The sequence below is a fragment of the Nonomuraea fuscirosea genome (genome assembly GCF_003001935.1).
Lineage (GTDB): Bacteria > Actinomycetota > Actinomycetes > Streptosporangiales > Streptosporangiaceae > Nonomuraea > Nonomuraea fuscirosea.
The window spans coordinates 1-15,880 of record NZ_PVNG01000055.1 but is presented as its reverse complement, the minus strand read 5'-3'; the positions used below and the strand labels follow the sequence as shown (position 1 = coordinate 15,880).

The following is a 15,880-nucleotide window of genomic DNA, read 5'->3' as shown; positions in this document are numbered from 1 at the left end:
CCGACCCCCCCGCCCGACTCCCACGCCGGACTCCCACGCCGGACCCCAACGCCGGACCCCAACGCCGGACCCCAACGCCGGGCCCCACGGCGGGCCCCACGGCGGTGCCCGCGGGGAGGTGAGAGGCGTCGATGGTCGGGTGCCGCCGGCGCGGTCTTGGTGGCCGGGGTGGTGGCTTCGGGGGTGACCGATGCTGTGGGGTGTCCCCAGCGGCGGGTGCGCAGCCGTTTGCCGGAGCCGTCGACGGAGGTCTCCCAGTTCGCCAGCCTGGCGATTCGCTCTACGCTCACTCGGTTCACCCGGTTATCCGCTGGCGCGGCAGCAGAATGCGCAGTCACTGAATTCCCGACCACGTCAGAACAGCAGACGCCGTGACGGGCCGTTGCGTTGATAGGTTGCACGGCGGATTCGGCGAGGCAGTATTGAGAAACGGACCGAGAGTAATCCTGGCACTGCAGTCCAGGCCGACTTCGACTCTGTCCCGGATCGCTGGACACACCCGGGACTTGGGCGTGCTTTCTGGATCACCACGTTGCCCGAGGACGATCTCACGAACTGCATGAGAGAGAATAGATCTCGTCCAGGGCGTCGAGAAGCACGAGAAGAGAAGTTGGATGAGTCAAGCAAGCTACATCCACGGTGACATCACGCTCCGCAGGGGAGGGGCTGAATTTGTCGATCTCCTGAAGCCACTGTGGCTGGCGCTGCACGAGCACCACCAGTCCGTCCAACCTGGATTCGCGTACTTCTCGGACGAGCGTTCCTGGGAACTGCGCCGTTCCTGTTACCGGCGTTGGATTCAGGAGGAGGGTTCGTTCATCCTGGTTGCCGAACGTCACTGCCGGCCAATCGGTTACGCCTTCGTAGAGATCAAGCCTGGGCCCGACGATACCTGGGTGACGGGTAGCCGTGTCGCGGAGCTTCAGACGCTCTCCGTTGCTCCGGCTGAGCGAGGCAACGGCGTTGGCACACTGCTCTTGGACAAAGTGGACGACGAGCTCCAGAGGCTCAGTATCGGCGATTTGCTCATCGGGACTCTGGCTGCCAACTCCGGTGCCCAGCGCCTCTATGAGCGCCGGGGACTGCGGCCGATCCTCATGTACTATGGCCGCTTCTCCGCCAACATGGAGACAGACTAGTCTGCCCGGTAGTCGCTCTTGTCACACGTACGCCCGGCTAGCCCGTCCAGCGTGGGACACGGCTGGGTAGCGCGACCATGGTCAGGTAGCGGGCCTTGCGATCGACCAGCGTCGCGATCTGGCTGTTCTTGGCGCCGATGATGAGGTTGCGTTCGAGGTGGCCGAGCGGTCAGGGCGTTGGCTGCCTCGGGCCGTTCCTCGATCGGCCGTGCCCCGGTGATCTGGGAACGCCACTGGCCCTTGACCGTGTTCTTCTTGTTCTTGCGGAGGGGACGGCGCGTGCGCAGCTTGGTGCACAGCTCGCGCGGGATCAGTTTCCACCGGGTCGTGTAGATCGCGCGGTAGATGCTTTCGTGGCTGATCTGCATGAGCGGGTTGCCGGCGTGCGTCAGCCGCAGATGTCCCACGATCTGCTCCGGGGACCACTCGTTGCCGAGCAGTTCGACCACCAGCCGGCGCGGCACCGGGTTGTCCTGCAGGGCGGACGGTTTCGGGCGACGCGCCTGCTCCTGAGCGCGTCGCTCAGCGGCGACCGCACGGTACTTCACCCGGCCGCCGTTGCGGGCCACCTCCCGGCTCACCGTGGATGCCGGGCGGCCGATCGACACGGCGATCGACCGCAGTGAGGCTCCCGCCCCCAGGCCGCGAGAGATCGATTCCCGCTCCTCCGGCGCTCAAACGATCGGCCCGGCGCACCCGCTCGGCCGGCGCGATGCCACCATGATGCTTCAGCACCGTGAAAACCGACCCCGAAGGCTTACCAGCGCCCGGGAGATCACGCTGATGGACTCACCGGCGCGCCACCGCCGCCACAAGTCCTCCTTCATCGCCTCCGACATCCCGGCCGACCCATCCGACCCACGATCCACCCACGAGCACCATTGCATTGATCGTTTGAACCTAAGGCCGCTTTCTTCGCGTCCGAGACTCGATGACGCTCGCCAAGTACAAGCTGATCGACGCGGAGAGGGCGTAGTCGCCACTCCCCGCGTGGTCGCCACGCACGTACGTAGTCGGCCTCGCTTGACCTGCTTGACGCCAGGTCGATGACCTTCTCATCGAAGACGTCATCGGAGGAGTGGGACCAGGCTGCGCGCCTGCGGTGTACAGACCACTTCGCGTATCCGCGTAGGCGTCTTCGGTTCGGCCTCGGCGGCCACGCCTCACAAGATCGCTACTTCTCGTACGGGGAGACCCTCTCACCGAGGTGGTCGTCTCCTCAACTGCGGGACGCAGGCCGGGTCAACACCGTCAACGAGATCTTCCGGCAGATCAGCACCGTCGGCGTCGTCCTGGTCTCTTCATCGGCACCCTGGACGCGGTGGACAGCCGTCTCGGGCTCAGGCGACAAGCTAGGCGGAAGCGCGAAGCATCACGTGTCGGGGCGCGGATCATCGTCCTCCTGAATGAGGCGATCAAGGTCAGCGGCTTCGGGGCTGCCGACCGCAGAGAACAGCGCGAGAGCTGCTCGCCGGTACGGCTCCGCGGCGCGGACGCCGTCCTCTCCGTAGACGGCGTCGCCGAGGACACGGAGAGCTCGGGCCTCACCGAGGCGGTGATTTGTCGCGCGATGCAGGTCAACGGCCTGATTCGCCTGGGCGACGGCTTCGGCTCGGGCACCACGGGCGATACTGATCTCCGCGAGCGCGGTCAGGGCCAGTCCCTCCAGCACGCGGAAGGAGCGGTCGCGTGCGACCAAGCGGGCCTGTTCGGCGTGTGCCGCGGCTTCTGGGAGTCGACCGATACTCCTGGCCGCCATGGCCAAGCCGATCAAGCTGGCCACTTCGGGATGGCGATGATTACCTTGTTTCGACGCGTCGAGCGCCTGCTGGCGGTATTCCAGTGCCTGACGGTATCGACCGAGTTCGTGATGGACAGTGCCCATGACGTTCAGCGCGCCGGCCTCGAGGAGGCGGTCCTCCAGATCTTGGCTCATCGCCAGCGCCTGAGCGCCGAGATCGAGTGCCTTGGGGTAGTGCCCGAGATCGCTGTAAACGGCTCCCAGTAGGACCAGGCATTCCAGCTCGACGCCACGGTCACCCGACTGGCGGCTGAGGGAGATGCCCTCGTTGAGGTGCCGGGCCGCCTCGTCGAGCCTTCCCAGGCCGTACATGACCTCGCCCACGTTGCAGATGTAGACGGCAACGCTGTCCTTGGCGAGGTTCAGAGCCCGCCTGAGGTGGTCGAGGGCGAGCTCCAACTCCCCCAGTTGGTTGTAGGCGACCGCCAGATTGTTGAGGTACGTCTCCATGCCGGGTTCATGATCGGTCCGCCGGGCCAGAGCCTCGTTGAGGTGTTCGACCGCGTGTTGCGGATAGCCCAGGCGTAGCTGGGCGTTTGCCAGTCCGGCAAGGGCGAAGGTCTGGCAATCTAGCCAGGCGATCTCCTCCGCGAGTGACAGGGCTCGCGCGTACGGTTCCATCGATCGCTCCGGCCGCTCCTGGAATGTCTGGACGTTGGCCAGGCTCAGCTGGATCACCGCCTCGGCCGCCCGGTCGCCGGCTGCGATGGCCGCGGTGAGGGCGGCCTGGGAGCAGGCGAGCCAGTCCTCCAGGCGCCTGCTCATCCAGAAGTGGCCGCGCAGCGCGTCAGTCAGTCGCCACCCGTTCTCGTGCTGACCGTGGTGCAGCGCGTCATGGATCATTGACACCAGATTGTCGTGCTCCGCCTCCAGCCAGGCTACGGCGCGCTCTCGGGTGTCGAAGACCGCAGGCTGCACGGTGCTCAGGATCGGCGGAGGCGGCAATCGTACCCAATGGGGATGGAGGAGCCGGGCCGCAGCCAGGACGCTGTGGAGGTACCAGTTGTACAGGCGCTGCCTGGCCTCTGCCAGCTCGTCGGTGAACTCGTCGGAGTAGGCGTGTTCGGCGGCGTAGAGGCGGAGCAGGTCATGGAAGGTGTAGCGCCCGGGAGCGTGCATGCGAACCAGATGGAAGGAGGAGAGCAGGTCTAGCCTTCGTCCCGCCTCACCTGTCGAACAGCCGGCCAGCGCGGCCGTGGTCTGCACGGTGAAGTCCGCGCCCGAAACCAGCCCCAACAGCCGGAACATCCTGCGCTGCGGCTCTGGCAGGGCTGTGTAGGACAGGTCGAGGGTGGCACGCACCGCTGCTGCCTGGTCATTCCCGGCTTCCAGGGCGACCAGGCGGTTGCCCTCGCGGAGCTCGTTCACATAGTCGGCTAGGCTCAGGTGCGGGTTGGCGTCGAGATTGGCCGCCGCGATGCTGAGGGCCAAGGGAAGCCGGGAGCAGAGCTGGCCGAGCTCCATCTCCGCCCGTGGGGCGGCACGGAGGCGACCTTCGTCCAGGAGCGCGGCCAGGAGGGAATGGGCTTCATCCGGTGAGAAGACGTCGAGGGTGACGCGGAACGCACCTTCTCGGGCAGTCATTCCGCGCAGCTGACTGCGACTGGTGATCAACACCTGTGATTGCCCGCCGGGAAGCAACGGGCGCACCTGTGCCTCGTCGCGGGCGTTGTCGAGCAGGAGCAGCATGCATCGCTGCGCCATCAGAGTGCGTAGCAGTGCCGATCGCGCATCCAGCTCGGCCGGGAGCTCTGCCACGACCCCCAGGGCCCGTAACAGCGATTCCAGTGCGGCGGCGGGTTCGACCGGCGCTCCTGGTCCGAAACCGCGAAGATCGAGGTAAAGCTGGCCGTCGGGGAACTGGTCGCGAGCCACGTGCGCCCAGTGGACGGCCAAAGTGGTCTTGCCCACCCCCGCGGTGCCGTCGAGGACGATCGGCCGCGGAGTCTGGTCACGTGCCATGAGCAGGAGTTTCTCCAGTGTCGCCATCTGGGCGAGCCGGCCGGTGAAGTGTGCGATGTCAGCGGGCAACTGCCGGGGAAGCGCGGCCGACGGGGCAAAGGTCGTGGCGGTGGTACGCCGCGGCTGTGCGGCCACGACGCTCGCCTGGCCGGCAACGACGGCCAGGCCGCTCGAGGCAGGAGGCATCAGCAGGGTGTGATCGCCGGTGAGGATGTCGTGGTGCAGCTTGCGCAGTTCGTCGCTGGGGTCGACGCCCAGCTCCTGCCGGAGCACGTTGCTGACCGTGTGGTACACCTGCAACGCCTCGGCCTGAAGGCCTGATCGATAGAGCGCGAGCATGAGCTGCGCCCACAAGCGTTCGCGCAGCGGGTGTGCCGACGTGGCCGCTTTGAGGCTCACGACAATCTCTTCATGCCGGCCAGCCCGTAGCCGGAGCTCGAAAAAGCGCTCCAGCACTTGTACCCGTTGTTCGTTCAGTACCAGAACGTGATCGCGATACAGCGACTCCGAGGGCACGTCGACGAGGGCAGGGCCGCGCCACAGGGCCAGTGCCCGCTGCAGCAGATCGGCTTCGTACGCCTCGTCGCCGGTCTGGCCCGCTCGCTTGGCCTGACTGACGAGATCAAGAAAAACGGCGACGTCGAGGTCCTTTGCGGCCAGCTTGAGGATATATCCCTCGTCCAGGGTGTGGATCAACTGCTGGTCATCACCTGGGTCGAGCAGGGTACGCCGCAATCTGCCGATGTGCGTCTGAACGGCACCGCGCGCATCGTCGGGGGCTTCTCGCCCGTCCCACATCCGTTCGGCGAGCTGATCGAACGACACGTGCTGGTTGGCCTGCAAGAGCAAGGTGGCCAGGGCAATCCGCTGCTTGAGCGCCGGCACAGCCACCGGCACCCCGTCGCGCACAACCTCGAGGTTGCCCAGTACACCGAACCGCGTCCCCATGCGGGAACGATGCCACATTTCCCAGGAAGAACACAGGCTTCGACGTCCGAGATGTTGTCGTTGCAAGGCGATGATCTGCGCCCGATCCTGACCTGGTCCTCGCCGTCCCGTCCACCATGGTCAGGGCGTCACGTCAGCGCGAAGTACTGCACTGCATCGGGTGACGGGCCCGGTCGCGTGCCCTGGGTCCTGGCGGAGGCCGGTGAGCTGGCCGCCGGCAGGGCGACAGGAATTCTCGATCGAAACCAGCGGACGTCAGCTAGGCGACAGCGAAACGACGTCAAGACGACACCAGATGGCAGAAATGTGAGCTACCAGGGGGCTGATTGCGATGGTTGAAGCCATGCGGGGCCTCCTACCTGAGCATGAGTTCGAATTGAGGTACTGATCGTGGAAGCGCACCGGTTACCCGCTTCTGGTGTATCGAGGCGCATAGGCCGTACTAGCTGTATCGGAACGCGACAAGACGCCCCGCAGCGGATGTGGAAACGCCGGCGAGATCAACGACAGGTTCGCCGCATTCGATGCATGAGGTGACTAGACCCCAAGCGTCATGCAACAACCCACCGGTCACCATCTCTATGCCTGAGCCAACGCTCATCGCATGCCTCCGGCTTGTGTTCACGGCGACCGCTTCGCAGCATCGCTGGGGCATCGACGAGCCCCACCGCTGCCGGACACGTCGTGATCAACAGCCTTCGTCGGCGACCTCCGCATCGTATAGAAGGAGACCCCACGGTGCTCATAGACGGATCACCATCGTGGTCCTCGATAGGCCGAGCCTGGCAACAGCAACACCCTCATGAAAACCACCAGCCGCACGGCTTGTCCACCAGAAAACCGCAGACTCCATTCCGCTCCGTGGTCGCCTATGCCCCCGCAGGCGTCAGTGCGTTCGGGCTGAGCACGGTCAGTGGCCTCTTCGCGGACCGGAGCCACATGGGGTTACCGCGTTTCGACTTCTCGGTCTGCTCCGACAGCGCCGGCCGCGTGAATACCGATGTCGGCATGTGCCTGCAGGTGAGGCATGGGCTCGAGGCGATGGCGAACGCCGATCTGGTCATCGTGCTGCCCAGCGAGCACCGACCACTCAGCGTCTCCCTGGCCCTCCGGCGGGCGTTGACGGACGCCTTCCACCGGGGAGCCCTGATCGCCGCCTACTGCTCGGGCTCGTTCCTGCTGGCCGAGACGGCCCTGCTCGACGGCCTGCGCGTCACGACGAATCGCTCCTTGTCGGCTCTCCTGGCTTTCCGTCATCCGTCGGTCACCGTGGAGGCCGACGCCTTGTATGTCGATCAAGGTCAGGTGGTCACAGGAGCTGGTGCCGCCGCCGGCATCGACATGTGCCTGCATCTCCTGCGCCGCGAACATGGCGTGGCCGTCTCCAACGCCGTGGCCAGAGAATGGATGATCACTCCGCGCCGCGAAAGTGGGCTGACGCAATATGTTCCGAACTCCTCAGAGATCGAAGCCCGGTCACTCGCCGACGACGAGGACGCGCGCCTGGCCGAGCTGCTCCTGTGGGCCCGCAACCACCTGAGCCAGCCTCTGACGGTCACTGAGCTGGCCAAGCAGGCCTTGATGAGCGCGCGCACCTTCGCCCGTCGCTTTCAGGCGGTGACCGGTACCACCCCCTACGCATGGCTGACCGACCAGAGGCTTGACCTCGCGGAAGAACTCCTGGCGACCACCACCTTGTCCATCCGGGAGATCGCCGGTCGCGTGGGGTTCCGTTCTAACGGTGTGCTGCGCACCCAGTTCGTCAAGCGCCATGGCATCTCTCCGACCGACTACCGGCACCGCCAGCGGCGCGCGAACGGGCCAAAGCCAGGTTTGTGACAGGCGATCGCTGCCCATCGGCTGGGCAGCGATCGCGGCAACCCGAACCAGGGGAGCACGCTGCTCTCGAGGCGGGGCGGGGGCGCTGATCCGGTCGCTGGTGAGGGTCCGGGCGACCGGACCGCTCCACGGCGCATGCCGATGGGCCACGAAGGTAGGCTCCGACCGTTGGCCCCGGCTGGCAGGGGGTCGACCCTCCTGCCTGAGCCGGAAATGCGGCGAAGAGGCGAGCAACGACGTCGCCACCACGAGTCGAAGCTGTCCACATGCCCATGACCGCGGAGCCGACCACATCCTCCGTTTCGGCATGCTGAAGGGCTACGAGATATCCGGCTATGTCGCCCACCAGCGACACTGAAGGATCTCGTCAACGTGACCGATCGCCTGCCCTGCACCCCCTTATCGCGGCCGAGTAGGCCCGCGCGAGCTTCCGTCCGCGCTCGCCCGCCTCCGCGCGGCACCGTTGGCGAAGTGGTGGTCTCGCTCGCCTGATCTGCCCGTGCGTTGCCATCCCACCATCGATGTCGCAGGCCGACTCCTCGGATCCCGGCAATTAGGCATCTCGTCCGGCGCTGCGCAGCGTAAAGCGCGGACCATCGGGTGGTGCGCTGTACAGGCGCGAGGGCACCTCCGTGAACCGTCAGGATTCAGACGATGGTTGGCGGGATTCTCGCTTGATGAGCCACCTCCGCAAATGGATCATATAAGCACCTTTCTTGATCCCGTACAGATCATGCCCGAGAAAGGGAGCAACCACCTCCAGCGTCGGTGACCTCGCTTGCCAGGGGTCATCGTCGGAAGTGGCGTGTGGCCGCCGATCCGGTCACCATGCTCGCGTCGCGTCGCGAGTATGGTGACCGGGCCGGCTACCGTCGGCAATGGCGGTGGCGATGCGTCGGCATCGGCAAGACTGTCCGCTAGGTTGGCTTTGGCCATGACGAGGGTCGCGTCCGAGATGGGGTGCGCAAGTGAGCGAGCATAGGTTGCCGTGCTGAACCGACCAAAGGTCGCACAACGCAAAGACCTACGCTCGCGGCATGCGTACTATCGCCTATTCAGGCCATCCGCGCCAAGCTCGACGCTCTGGTCACCGAAGGCCGTGATCTGGCCGAGGTGATCGAGGATATCGCTCCGGCTCGGCCGTCAGCCTGATCATCCAGACCGCGGTCGAGGCAGAAATGGACGCCTTCCTCCACCGCGCCCGCTATCAGCACGCCACCGCCGTCACCGCTGACGGCAGCAGCGATGAGGAGCGCATGCCCGGCCTGGATACCGCAACGGGCACGGCCTGACCACCGTTCGAGGGACCTCAGGGCCGATCACGCGATCTGTCGGTGCGCGACGTCCAGGTCGCCCTGGCCGAAGTACTCGGCTCCGCTGCCGCGCTGTCCACGTCCATAGTCTCGACCATCTGCCAGGCCATCGTCGCCGGGAATGACGCCTGATGTCGCGCGACCTGAGCATGGAGGAGATGGACTACCTGTTCCTGGACGCCTCGCACTTCAAGATGCACGACGGGCAGCGGGCCGAGCCGATCCTGCCCCTGGGGCATCACCACCGCCGGCGAACCGGTCTTCGTCGGCCTGGCCGCCGCCGGAGCGGAGTCCACCGACACCGGGCACAACTTCCTGTCCGACCCGGCCCGGTCGTGGCCTTCGCCCGCAGCTGCTCATCGTCTCCGACGGCGCGCCAGCCCTGATCAGCGCCGCCGAGCAGGCCTTCCCGTGCTCGCTACGCCCAAAGGTGTCTCGTGCATCGAAGCTGTGTGGAACCAAGGCGCCGCTTCCTGACCTTGAGATCGTTGAGGTGGGTATGGCGCTCTCCGCCGAGGTCCGCAAAGCAACTCGGGGAAATTCGAGGCGTCGCTCCCGCATCTGAATGAACGGCAGCAGCGGTTGATGCTCGGGACCCGGCTTCTGGGGCGCGGCGGGTCCGGGCTGTTGCCCGAGCAGCCGGGGTCAGCGAAACCCACCGTACGTAAGGCGTTTTCGAGCTCGACAGTGGACTGAGTCCCTCGCCGAATGATCGCGTCCGACCCGCTGGAGGTCACCGACGTCTGTATTGCCGATCTGGTGAAGGAGACCCACAGAGTGTTGGAAGACCACGGCCATCACGCCGGAACCGCGCAGGACCGCTTCACCCAACCCGCCGCTCTCCTGGACTTCCTGGACACCACCAGCGCCCCGCACGAGCCGCGATCATCGACCGGCTGTCCCACCCGGTTCTGACCGGGCTCACCCGCGATGAACTCCACTCGCTCGTCCAACGCCTCGCCGCATCCCAGGCCCCTGCTCCAGCAAGCAGGTCACCTTCCCACCGCCGCGCCCATCCGATACCGCACGGCGGCAGGCCTGCCCGCCGCGCCAAACGATCACGACACGCCGACAAGTTAATCCTTGCACCTCCAATCCCCCGCGACGTGCTGGCCAAAAGTCAGCGCCGGCAAGCGGCCAGTAGCTAGTGGACTGGGTACAGCGGCGCATCGACGCCCTCGCCGAGGCCTGGGCCGGCCGGTATCCGGCGGTGGTCACATACCTGCTCACCGACCGCCAAAGCCTGGCGTTTCCCGATCGAGCACCACAAGCGCGTGCAGCACACCAACGTCATCGAGCGTACCTTCGGCTATAGCCGCCGCCGCGGCAAGGTCATCAGCCGCTTCCCCGGCGAGACCAGGTGAGTCTCCCTCGCGTAGGCCGTAATCGACCGAGCCGCCCGCGGCTGGTACAGCTTCACCCTGGCCAGCAACGGCCTGCGCACTCTGCACGACCTCCGCCGGGCCCTGCTTCACCCGTCCACCCAGCTCCACCCGACTGACGACCCGGCGTTGGCGCCCAGGCCCTGAGATTCGAGCTCACACCGGTCCCAGGGCGTGGCCTCTGTCCTATCTCTGTCAGGTGACGAACTGCCGTGCGCTGCCCTCCCGCCCGAGGAAAGCCAGGAGCTGGTCGCTGGGGCCTGCTAGAGACGACACAGGCAGCGGAGGCCCGAAATCCCCCGCCCTGGCATCGTCCGTGACCAGGAGCGGGGCGATTTCCATGATTCCTGAGGCGAGCGTTGCCGGGATCGGCTTGCGCACGTTGCAGGAACATGCGATGTCCCACCCGTGGACGGCCACCTCGACAACGCCTACGGCGATCAAGATGTCGTGTGGGAGAACGCCATCTGCGATGGTGACGGAACGCGCGTCCCCCTCTGGACGTGCGACTGCGCCGAGGAGATACCGGGCTCGGTCGGTGAACGTCTGTACGAGGTAGTCGGTCGACATGTCGCGCGGTTCTGCCATCGGGCCACCGGCGATAAAACCCAGGACGGCTCCTTCATGCAGGATCGCGAGGGAATCGTTGACGTGGCACAGAAGTTTCGCGAGATTCCATCCGGCGCACGGAGTCTGGCGCGCCAATGACTTTGGCGTAACGTAGTAAACGCAATCCAGTGCGTATTCGATGGCGGACGGCAGCAACCTGGACACATCATCGGTAATCATCTTGCCGCTCCTTGCCACGGTGCAGAGATCGAGAAAGCCTGGTCAGCGGCGATGAGTTCCGGCTCATCCAAGGCTGCGGATGCGCGGACGCCGAGGATTCGTAGCGGTGAGGCGGTGGTGTGGACGCACCTGGATATGAGCGTGACCCACTTCGGGGGAGGAGGTGTCGCAGGCTGGTACTGGCCACAGGCCGAGCACGGCTGCACCGACGTGCGCCACCTCCGACAACAACGCGTGTACGCGGATCGGTTGCAGCCGGTATGGCACCCATCGGCGGCGTTGAAGTGCCCATGTGACGGTCTTCGCATGCAGGCACGTCTCTCGAACGTGTCCGAGTCCGCCAGAAAGCTGTCGTCGGAACGGAGTTGCCGTGGCGACGACGTGACGCATCGTCGCCCCAGTCGACATCGTATTCTCGTACGCCCGCTTGACGCCAACATCAATGGGTTCCGTCTTCGACGATGTGGTGGCTGAGCACGTGCTCGCCGCCGCGACTCGAAGGGTGGCCCTCCGCAGTTCTTGATGGGCTGGGTATTGGTTCCACCCTAATCCCGCTGATGTCGGCAGCTATGCGGACGCTAAACGAGAGCAAGGTCGCCAGAGGCTTGACTGCGCTCGCGGCCAGCCACACGCTCCGCGCCAGCGGCGTGAGGTTGTGGCAGGGGTCGTGAGCTAGTCTGGTGATTTCTTGATAGGGCTTGAAGCCTTCGATACCGCATATTCCTCAGACGAATGGGCCACCACCGTGACGGTGACCAGGTTCGCGGCTCCGTTTCCAGATCCCGACATTTGGAGTAGATTAGGCGGCTCTCCTGCACCCGGCTCTCCGACCCCTTTACCGGGGCGTTAGACCGTTGTCGCCGGGTCCTGAAGGGCCGCGCCCGCGCGCACTCACGCTCGGCCTCGCATCACCAGGCGAGTAGGCCGAGGGGTCGCGCCCCGGAGTTGGTCGTGCGCACCTTGGAGCCAGGCCCGCCGACACCACACCATCGCCGATACGGTTCATGGTCAATCAAGAGGGCCTGTCGCAGTCGACGGTGTCACGCTGCCTCTGGCGAGCTTTCGACCTGCGATCGCACCGGTCAGAGACGTCCAAGCTGTCGGCCGAACTGCTCTTCACGGAGGAAGGTGCACATGCGGTCGGTCTGCACCTACCACCGTCAAGCTCAGCGTGCTCATCATCGTGAGACCATCGGCTCGACCTTCAGCCCTAGACGCCCCACGACAAGAGGGCTAGACGCATTACCGACCCGGGATCACTAGGAGGCGTCGAGGCCGGCGATGATGTCCGGAACCTCGGTTCGTGAAGTGTAGTCAGGGTGGACATCGATCCAGCGGAGAACATGAGCGGCGTCGATAATGGCGACCGTGGGCATGGGCACCGTCACGTCGCCATCGGCATTGGCGGCGGCCACGTCGATGTCCAGCCGAGCCAGGGATGCCAGGGCGTCCGGCGTCGGCTGCGTAAGAATGCCGAAACGAGCGGCCAACTGGTTTCCCACGTCAGAAAGGACCGGGAACGTCAGCTCATTCTTCTCTTGCATGGCCAGCGAACCCTGGAAGGTCTGCGGGCTGATGCCGATCAGCTCCACACCGCGCCCGGCCAGTTGCGGCAGCAACCGCTTTTGGTAGGTGCGCAGGGCCAAATTGCAGTACGGCCCCCACACTCCCCGGTAGAACACCAGCACGGCCATCCGGCCGCCCGTAATCGCATACAGCGACGTCGGCTGACCATTGACATCGACGAGGGGCATGTCGGGCACTTGGAATCCAAGTGTGGCGAGCCCGGCCGGGACCCCTGCTGCTCGCAGGGCAGCCTGCTCGGCGGCGAACGGGCTGAGCGCGCCGGCGGGTGCCTGACGCATCATGGTCTCCGTCAATTCTTGCGCCTGCTCGGCTATCGAGGTGTCATGCGTGTTGATCGTCATAGGAGCCTCTTCATGAACGAGTGGTGTTCGATCGTGTGGGGTGGATGGTTTCTGGTGGAGGGGAGGTGCCTGGGCGGGCATCTCGGCTGGTGAAGACGGCCGCCCAGGGACTTTCAAGTGGCTGGCGTCAGGCGAGGCCGAGCTTGGGGCGTACCCATTCGGCCAGCTTCTTGATCGCCTCGTCGGCGGCCGGGGCGCGTCCGGCGCCCATGTGCCAGGTGTGCTGCTGGCCTTCGAAGGTCTCTAGCTTGACCTCCGCGCCCTGCTTTTCGGCGAGTTCGGCGAGCCTGTAGCTGTCATCGACGACCATCTCGGTGCTGCTGGCCTGGATGTACAGCGGGGGCAAGCCGGTCAGGTCGGCGTAGAGAGGGTTGATGGACGGGTCCTTGGGGTCGCCGTGCTCGCCCAGCAGGATCTGTACCAGGAATCCCAGATTCATCGGTGTCTCGCCGCCGAAGATGGCGTCCGTCATCAGGTTGGTCGTGCGGGTCTCGCCGCCGTTCTCGATGTCGAACCAGGGTGACAGCGGCATCAGGGCCGCCGGGACGGGCAGTTCGTTGTCGCGGGCGTGCAGCGCGGTCAGCACGGTGAGCCCACCGCCTGCCGAGTCGCCGGTGATGGCGATGTGCTCTGCCTTGACGCCTTGGTCGAGCAGCCAACGGTAGGCGGCGTTGGCATCGTTGATCTGGGCGGGGTGCTGATGCTCGGGCGTCAGACGGTAGTCGACGATGAGGGCCCTCGCACCGACGGCCTTGGCGATATGCGCGAACATCTTACGATGGGTGTACATCGAACCGCCGATGAACCCACCTCCGTGCAGGCACAGAAGCACCCGATCTTCGACACTGGCCTTCGGCGTCACCCACATGGCCGGCACGCCGCCCGCGTCCACCTCGACATAGTCGACCCCACCAGGTTCGGTAGTCGCGTCACCCCAGTGGTCATTGAGGTCGCGGGACTCTTCCAGTGAGATCGGCGGGTTCTGCGCGAACGCCGCGTTGACCTGCCGGTAGTGCTCGATCAGCCAATCGGTCTTGCCTGTCATCTTCAAGTTCCTTCCGGTGTTCGCCGTCACAGCGTGGTTGCGTGTACCCGACGGCGTCGGTTTCGTTGCGTGGTCGCCTGCCTGCAGCAGGCAATGGATCCCGTGCCAGAGATGGCACAGGTGTGGTTGAGCAGGGCTTCTCGCCGTAGCGAGGTGATGTCTCGGCGAGGCCTTCGCCAATGAAGACCAACCTCACCCAGAAAAGGAATCGCTGCGCTGTCAGGCGCCCGAAGCGGCTTCGGACCGCAGAACCAGGCGCACGCGTGTACTCAATCCCAGTACTCGGGGCTGGTGTGGAAGGCCTGGACCTGCCACTTGTCGTCGTTTCGGGACAAAACCCAGGTGTCGTGGCCGCGACTGGTCGGCAGAGGCTCGGACTGGCCGGCCGCGATGGTCGCACTCTTGCCGATCACGATGGCCGTGTCCGAAGAGGGGTACCGAATGCTGTCCACCTCATGAACAGCTGTGGTGCCGCGAAGCGGCCCGGCGAACGCCACCTTCATGTTGGCGCGAATGGCCTCCCTGTTGGGCAGATAGACCCCTGGCAACAGAGCCGTGGCGTCCTGAGCGTAAGGGACAACGAATGCATCGGCATCGTTTGCAGCCCAGGCTCGATATATCTGATCGATGACAGCACGGACCTCACGGTCGGCGTCGGACTGTGTGAGGGAAGTCATGATCGTCCTTTCGATCGTAGTAACCGTGCCGGTTCTCCGTGAGGGCTTATCAAACGGGCGGCACACGCTGAGCGTCGTCTTCATGCGTATAGACCCGTTGACACTGAAAAGGAATCGCTACATTCGCCCCGCTCATCGGCGGTGACCTGCCGGTCCTTTCCGTCTGCCCCTCGCAGACTGGAGCCGCATGGCCGGCTCCGCTGCAAACGTCGTCTACAAAATGTCAGCCTTGGAGGCCTTGGACGGGCAGGTCGGGCGTGCGGCAGGACAGCTGACCACATCTGCGGCACGGCTCCGCCCGAGCGGACGGCGTCGGGCTGGGTGTTGAGCGACGAGTTTCTGTCAGTGGAAACGACAGGTTCTTGGCAGTGGCTCGCGACAAGTTGATGTCAGTGAGAGTGACACTCAGTCACTGCGCTTCTGGAGGCGAGTCCGGGCGGCGCGCAGCCTGGAAGCCGTCTCGCGGTGCTGGGGTGTCGGCTGGCGCGCTGGGCCGGTGGTCGAGACTACAACGAACATCGTCGTCCAGGCTGACGCGGTGCGGCCCGTTCTGGCTGTGGAGCAGGCCGTTGTCCTTGAGTGCTTTTTCGGCGTCGAGGTGGTCCTGGCGCCAGCTGTCATATTCACCGTGGCCGTGGAGGGCGTAAGAGGCCAGCAAGATGTTGGCTTCGTCGGTGAGTGGGGCGCGGTAGCGGATGTTGTCGGCCAGGGCGCGGCGCTGGTCGTCGGTGAGCACGTCCAGACGGGCGGAGATGGTCCAGCCATCCGGGGGGATACGACGGAGCGTGACCGGGCCGGCAAGTGCGGGATGTGCGTGCGCGTGGTTCAGCGCCTTGGTGACCCGATCGAGCGTCCACCGCAGCGCCGTGGCGAGCTCGTCTGCGGTGAGCGGGATGCTGGTGGCCAGCGCGGTGAGCACGGTCAGCGTGTCGGTGTCGGTGTCGGTGTCGGTGTCGGTGTCGGGGTCGGTGTCGAGGTCGGTGTCGGTGTCGAGGTCGGTGTCGAGGTCGGTGTCGGTGTCGAGGTCGGTGTCGAGGTCGGTGTCGGTGTCGAGGTC

At 65.4% G+C, this 15,880-nt stretch carries 7 protein-coding genes and 5 pseudogenes; 5 read left to right on the top strand and 7 right to left on the bottom strand.

All coding sequences use genetic code 11. The features are described 5' to 3' along the window. The first annotated feature begins 614 nt into the window (after positions 1 to 614). A complete protein-coding gene (locus B0I32_RS55185; RefSeq protein ID WP_106253431.1) occupies positions 615 to 1,139 on the top strand; it encodes a GNAT family N-acetyltransferase in 525 nt (174 codons plus the stop codon). Here the strand turns inward: B0I32_RS55185 and B0I32_RS55180 are convergent. Together B0I32_RS55180 and B0I32_RS55175 are read right to left on the bottom strand one after the other, a co-directional pair. Continuing rightward, positions 1,136 to 1,798, bottom strand: a pseudogene (locus B0I32_RS55180) (transposase); the annotation flags it as partial. The gene B0I32_RS55185 and the pseudogene B0I32_RS55180 sit on opposite strands and share 4 nt — an antisense overlap. Before the next feature lie 713 nt (positions 1,799 to 2,511). Next, positions 2,512 to 5,850: an AfsR/SARP family transcriptional regulator gene (locus B0I32_RS55175; protein ID WP_181308913.1), complete on the bottom strand. Its 3,339-nt coding sequence runs from the start codon at positions 5,848 to 5,850 to the stop codon at positions 2,512 to 2,514. Positions 5,851 to 6,711: 861 nt separating this feature from the next. Here B0I32_RS55175 and B0I32_RS55170 point away from each other — a divergent pair. The 4 genes and pseudogenes from B0I32_RS55170 to B0I32_RS62005 all read left to right on the top strand — a co-directional run. Next, positions 6,712 to 7,689, top strand: a complete 978-nt coding sequence (locus tag B0I32_RS55170) for a GlxA family transcriptional regulator (RefSeq protein WP_219912541.1) — start codon at positions 6,712 to 6,714, stop codon at positions 7,687 to 7,689. A 1,874-nt stretch (positions 7,690 to 9,563) separates the two neighbouring features. After that, positions 9,564 to 9,745 (top strand): annotated as a pseudogene (locus tag B0I32_RS60760) (ISAzo13 family transposase); the annotation flags it as partial. Then, positions 9,714 to 10,082, top strand: a pseudogene (locus B0I32_RS62010) (ISAzo13 family transposase); the annotation flags it as partial. The pseudogenes B0I32_RS60760 and B0I32_RS62010, both read left to right, overlap by 32 nt. 64 nt (positions 10,083 to 10,146) lie before the next feature. Further along, positions 10,147 to 10,531, top strand: a pseudogene (locus B0I32_RS62005) (transposase); the annotation flags it as partial. A gap of 48 nt (positions 10,532 to 10,579) precedes the next feature. On the opposite strand, the gene B0I32_RS55155 reads toward B0I32_RS62005, so the two are convergent. The 5 genes and pseudogenes from B0I32_RS55155 to B0I32_RS55135 form a co-directional block, all read right to left on the bottom strand. Further along, entirely contained in the window at positions 10,580 to 11,173 is a 594-nt protein-coding gene (locus tag B0I32_RS55155; RefSeq protein WP_106253422.1) for a TIGR03086 family metal-binding protein, read from the bottom strand. Positions 11,174 to 12,432: 1,259 nt separating this feature from the next. After that, on the bottom strand, positions 12,433 to 13,101 hold the full coding sequence (locus tag B0I32_RS55150; RefSeq protein ID WP_219912540.1) for a peroxiredoxin-like family protein: 669 nt from the start codon (positions 13,099 to 13,101) through the stop codon (positions 12,433 to 12,435). A gap of 127 nt (positions 13,102 to 13,228) precedes the next feature. Then, entirely contained in the window at positions 13,229 to 14,146 is a 918-nt protein-coding gene (locus B0I32_RS55145) for an alpha/beta hydrolase (RefSeq protein ID WP_106253421.1), read from the bottom strand. 269 nt (positions 14,147 to 14,415) lie between these two features. Further along, positions 14,416 to 14,823 carry an SgcJ/EcaC family oxidoreductase gene (locus B0I32_RS55140; protein WP_181308911.1) on the bottom strand — a complete coding sequence of 136 codons (408 nt, stop codon included), beginning with the start codon at positions 14,821 to 14,823 and terminating at the stop codon, positions 14,416 to 14,418. A 409-nt stretch (positions 14,824 to 15,232) separates the two neighbouring features. Then, positions 15,233 to 15,880 (bottom strand): annotated as a pseudogene (locus B0I32_RS55135) (hypothetical protein); the annotation flags it as partial.

Coding starts and splice junctions, on each gene's coding strand:
- B0I32_RS55185 (WP_106253431.1), top strand. CDS start 615: ATGAGTCAAGCAAGCTACATCCACGGTGACATCACGCTCCGCAGGGGA.
- B0I32_RS55150 (WP_219912540.1), bottom strand. CDS start 13,101: ATGACGATCAACACGCATGACACCTCGATAGCCGAGCAGGCGCAAGAA.
- B0I32_RS55145 (WP_106253421.1), bottom strand. CDS start 14,146: ATGACAGGCAAGACCGATTGGCTGATCGAGCACTACCGGCAGGTCAAC.
- B0I32_RS55140 (WP_181308911.1), bottom strand. CDS start 14,823: ATGACTTCCCTCACACAGTCCGACGCCGACCGTGAGGTCCGTGCTGTC.
- B0I32_RS55175 (WP_181308913.1), bottom strand. CDS start 5,850: ATGGGGACGCGGTTCGGTGTACTGGGCAACCTCGAGGTTGTGCGCGAC.
- B0I32_RS55155 (WP_106253422.1), bottom strand. CDS start 11,173: ATGATTACCGATGATGTGTCCAGGTTGCTGCCGTCCGCCATCGAATAC.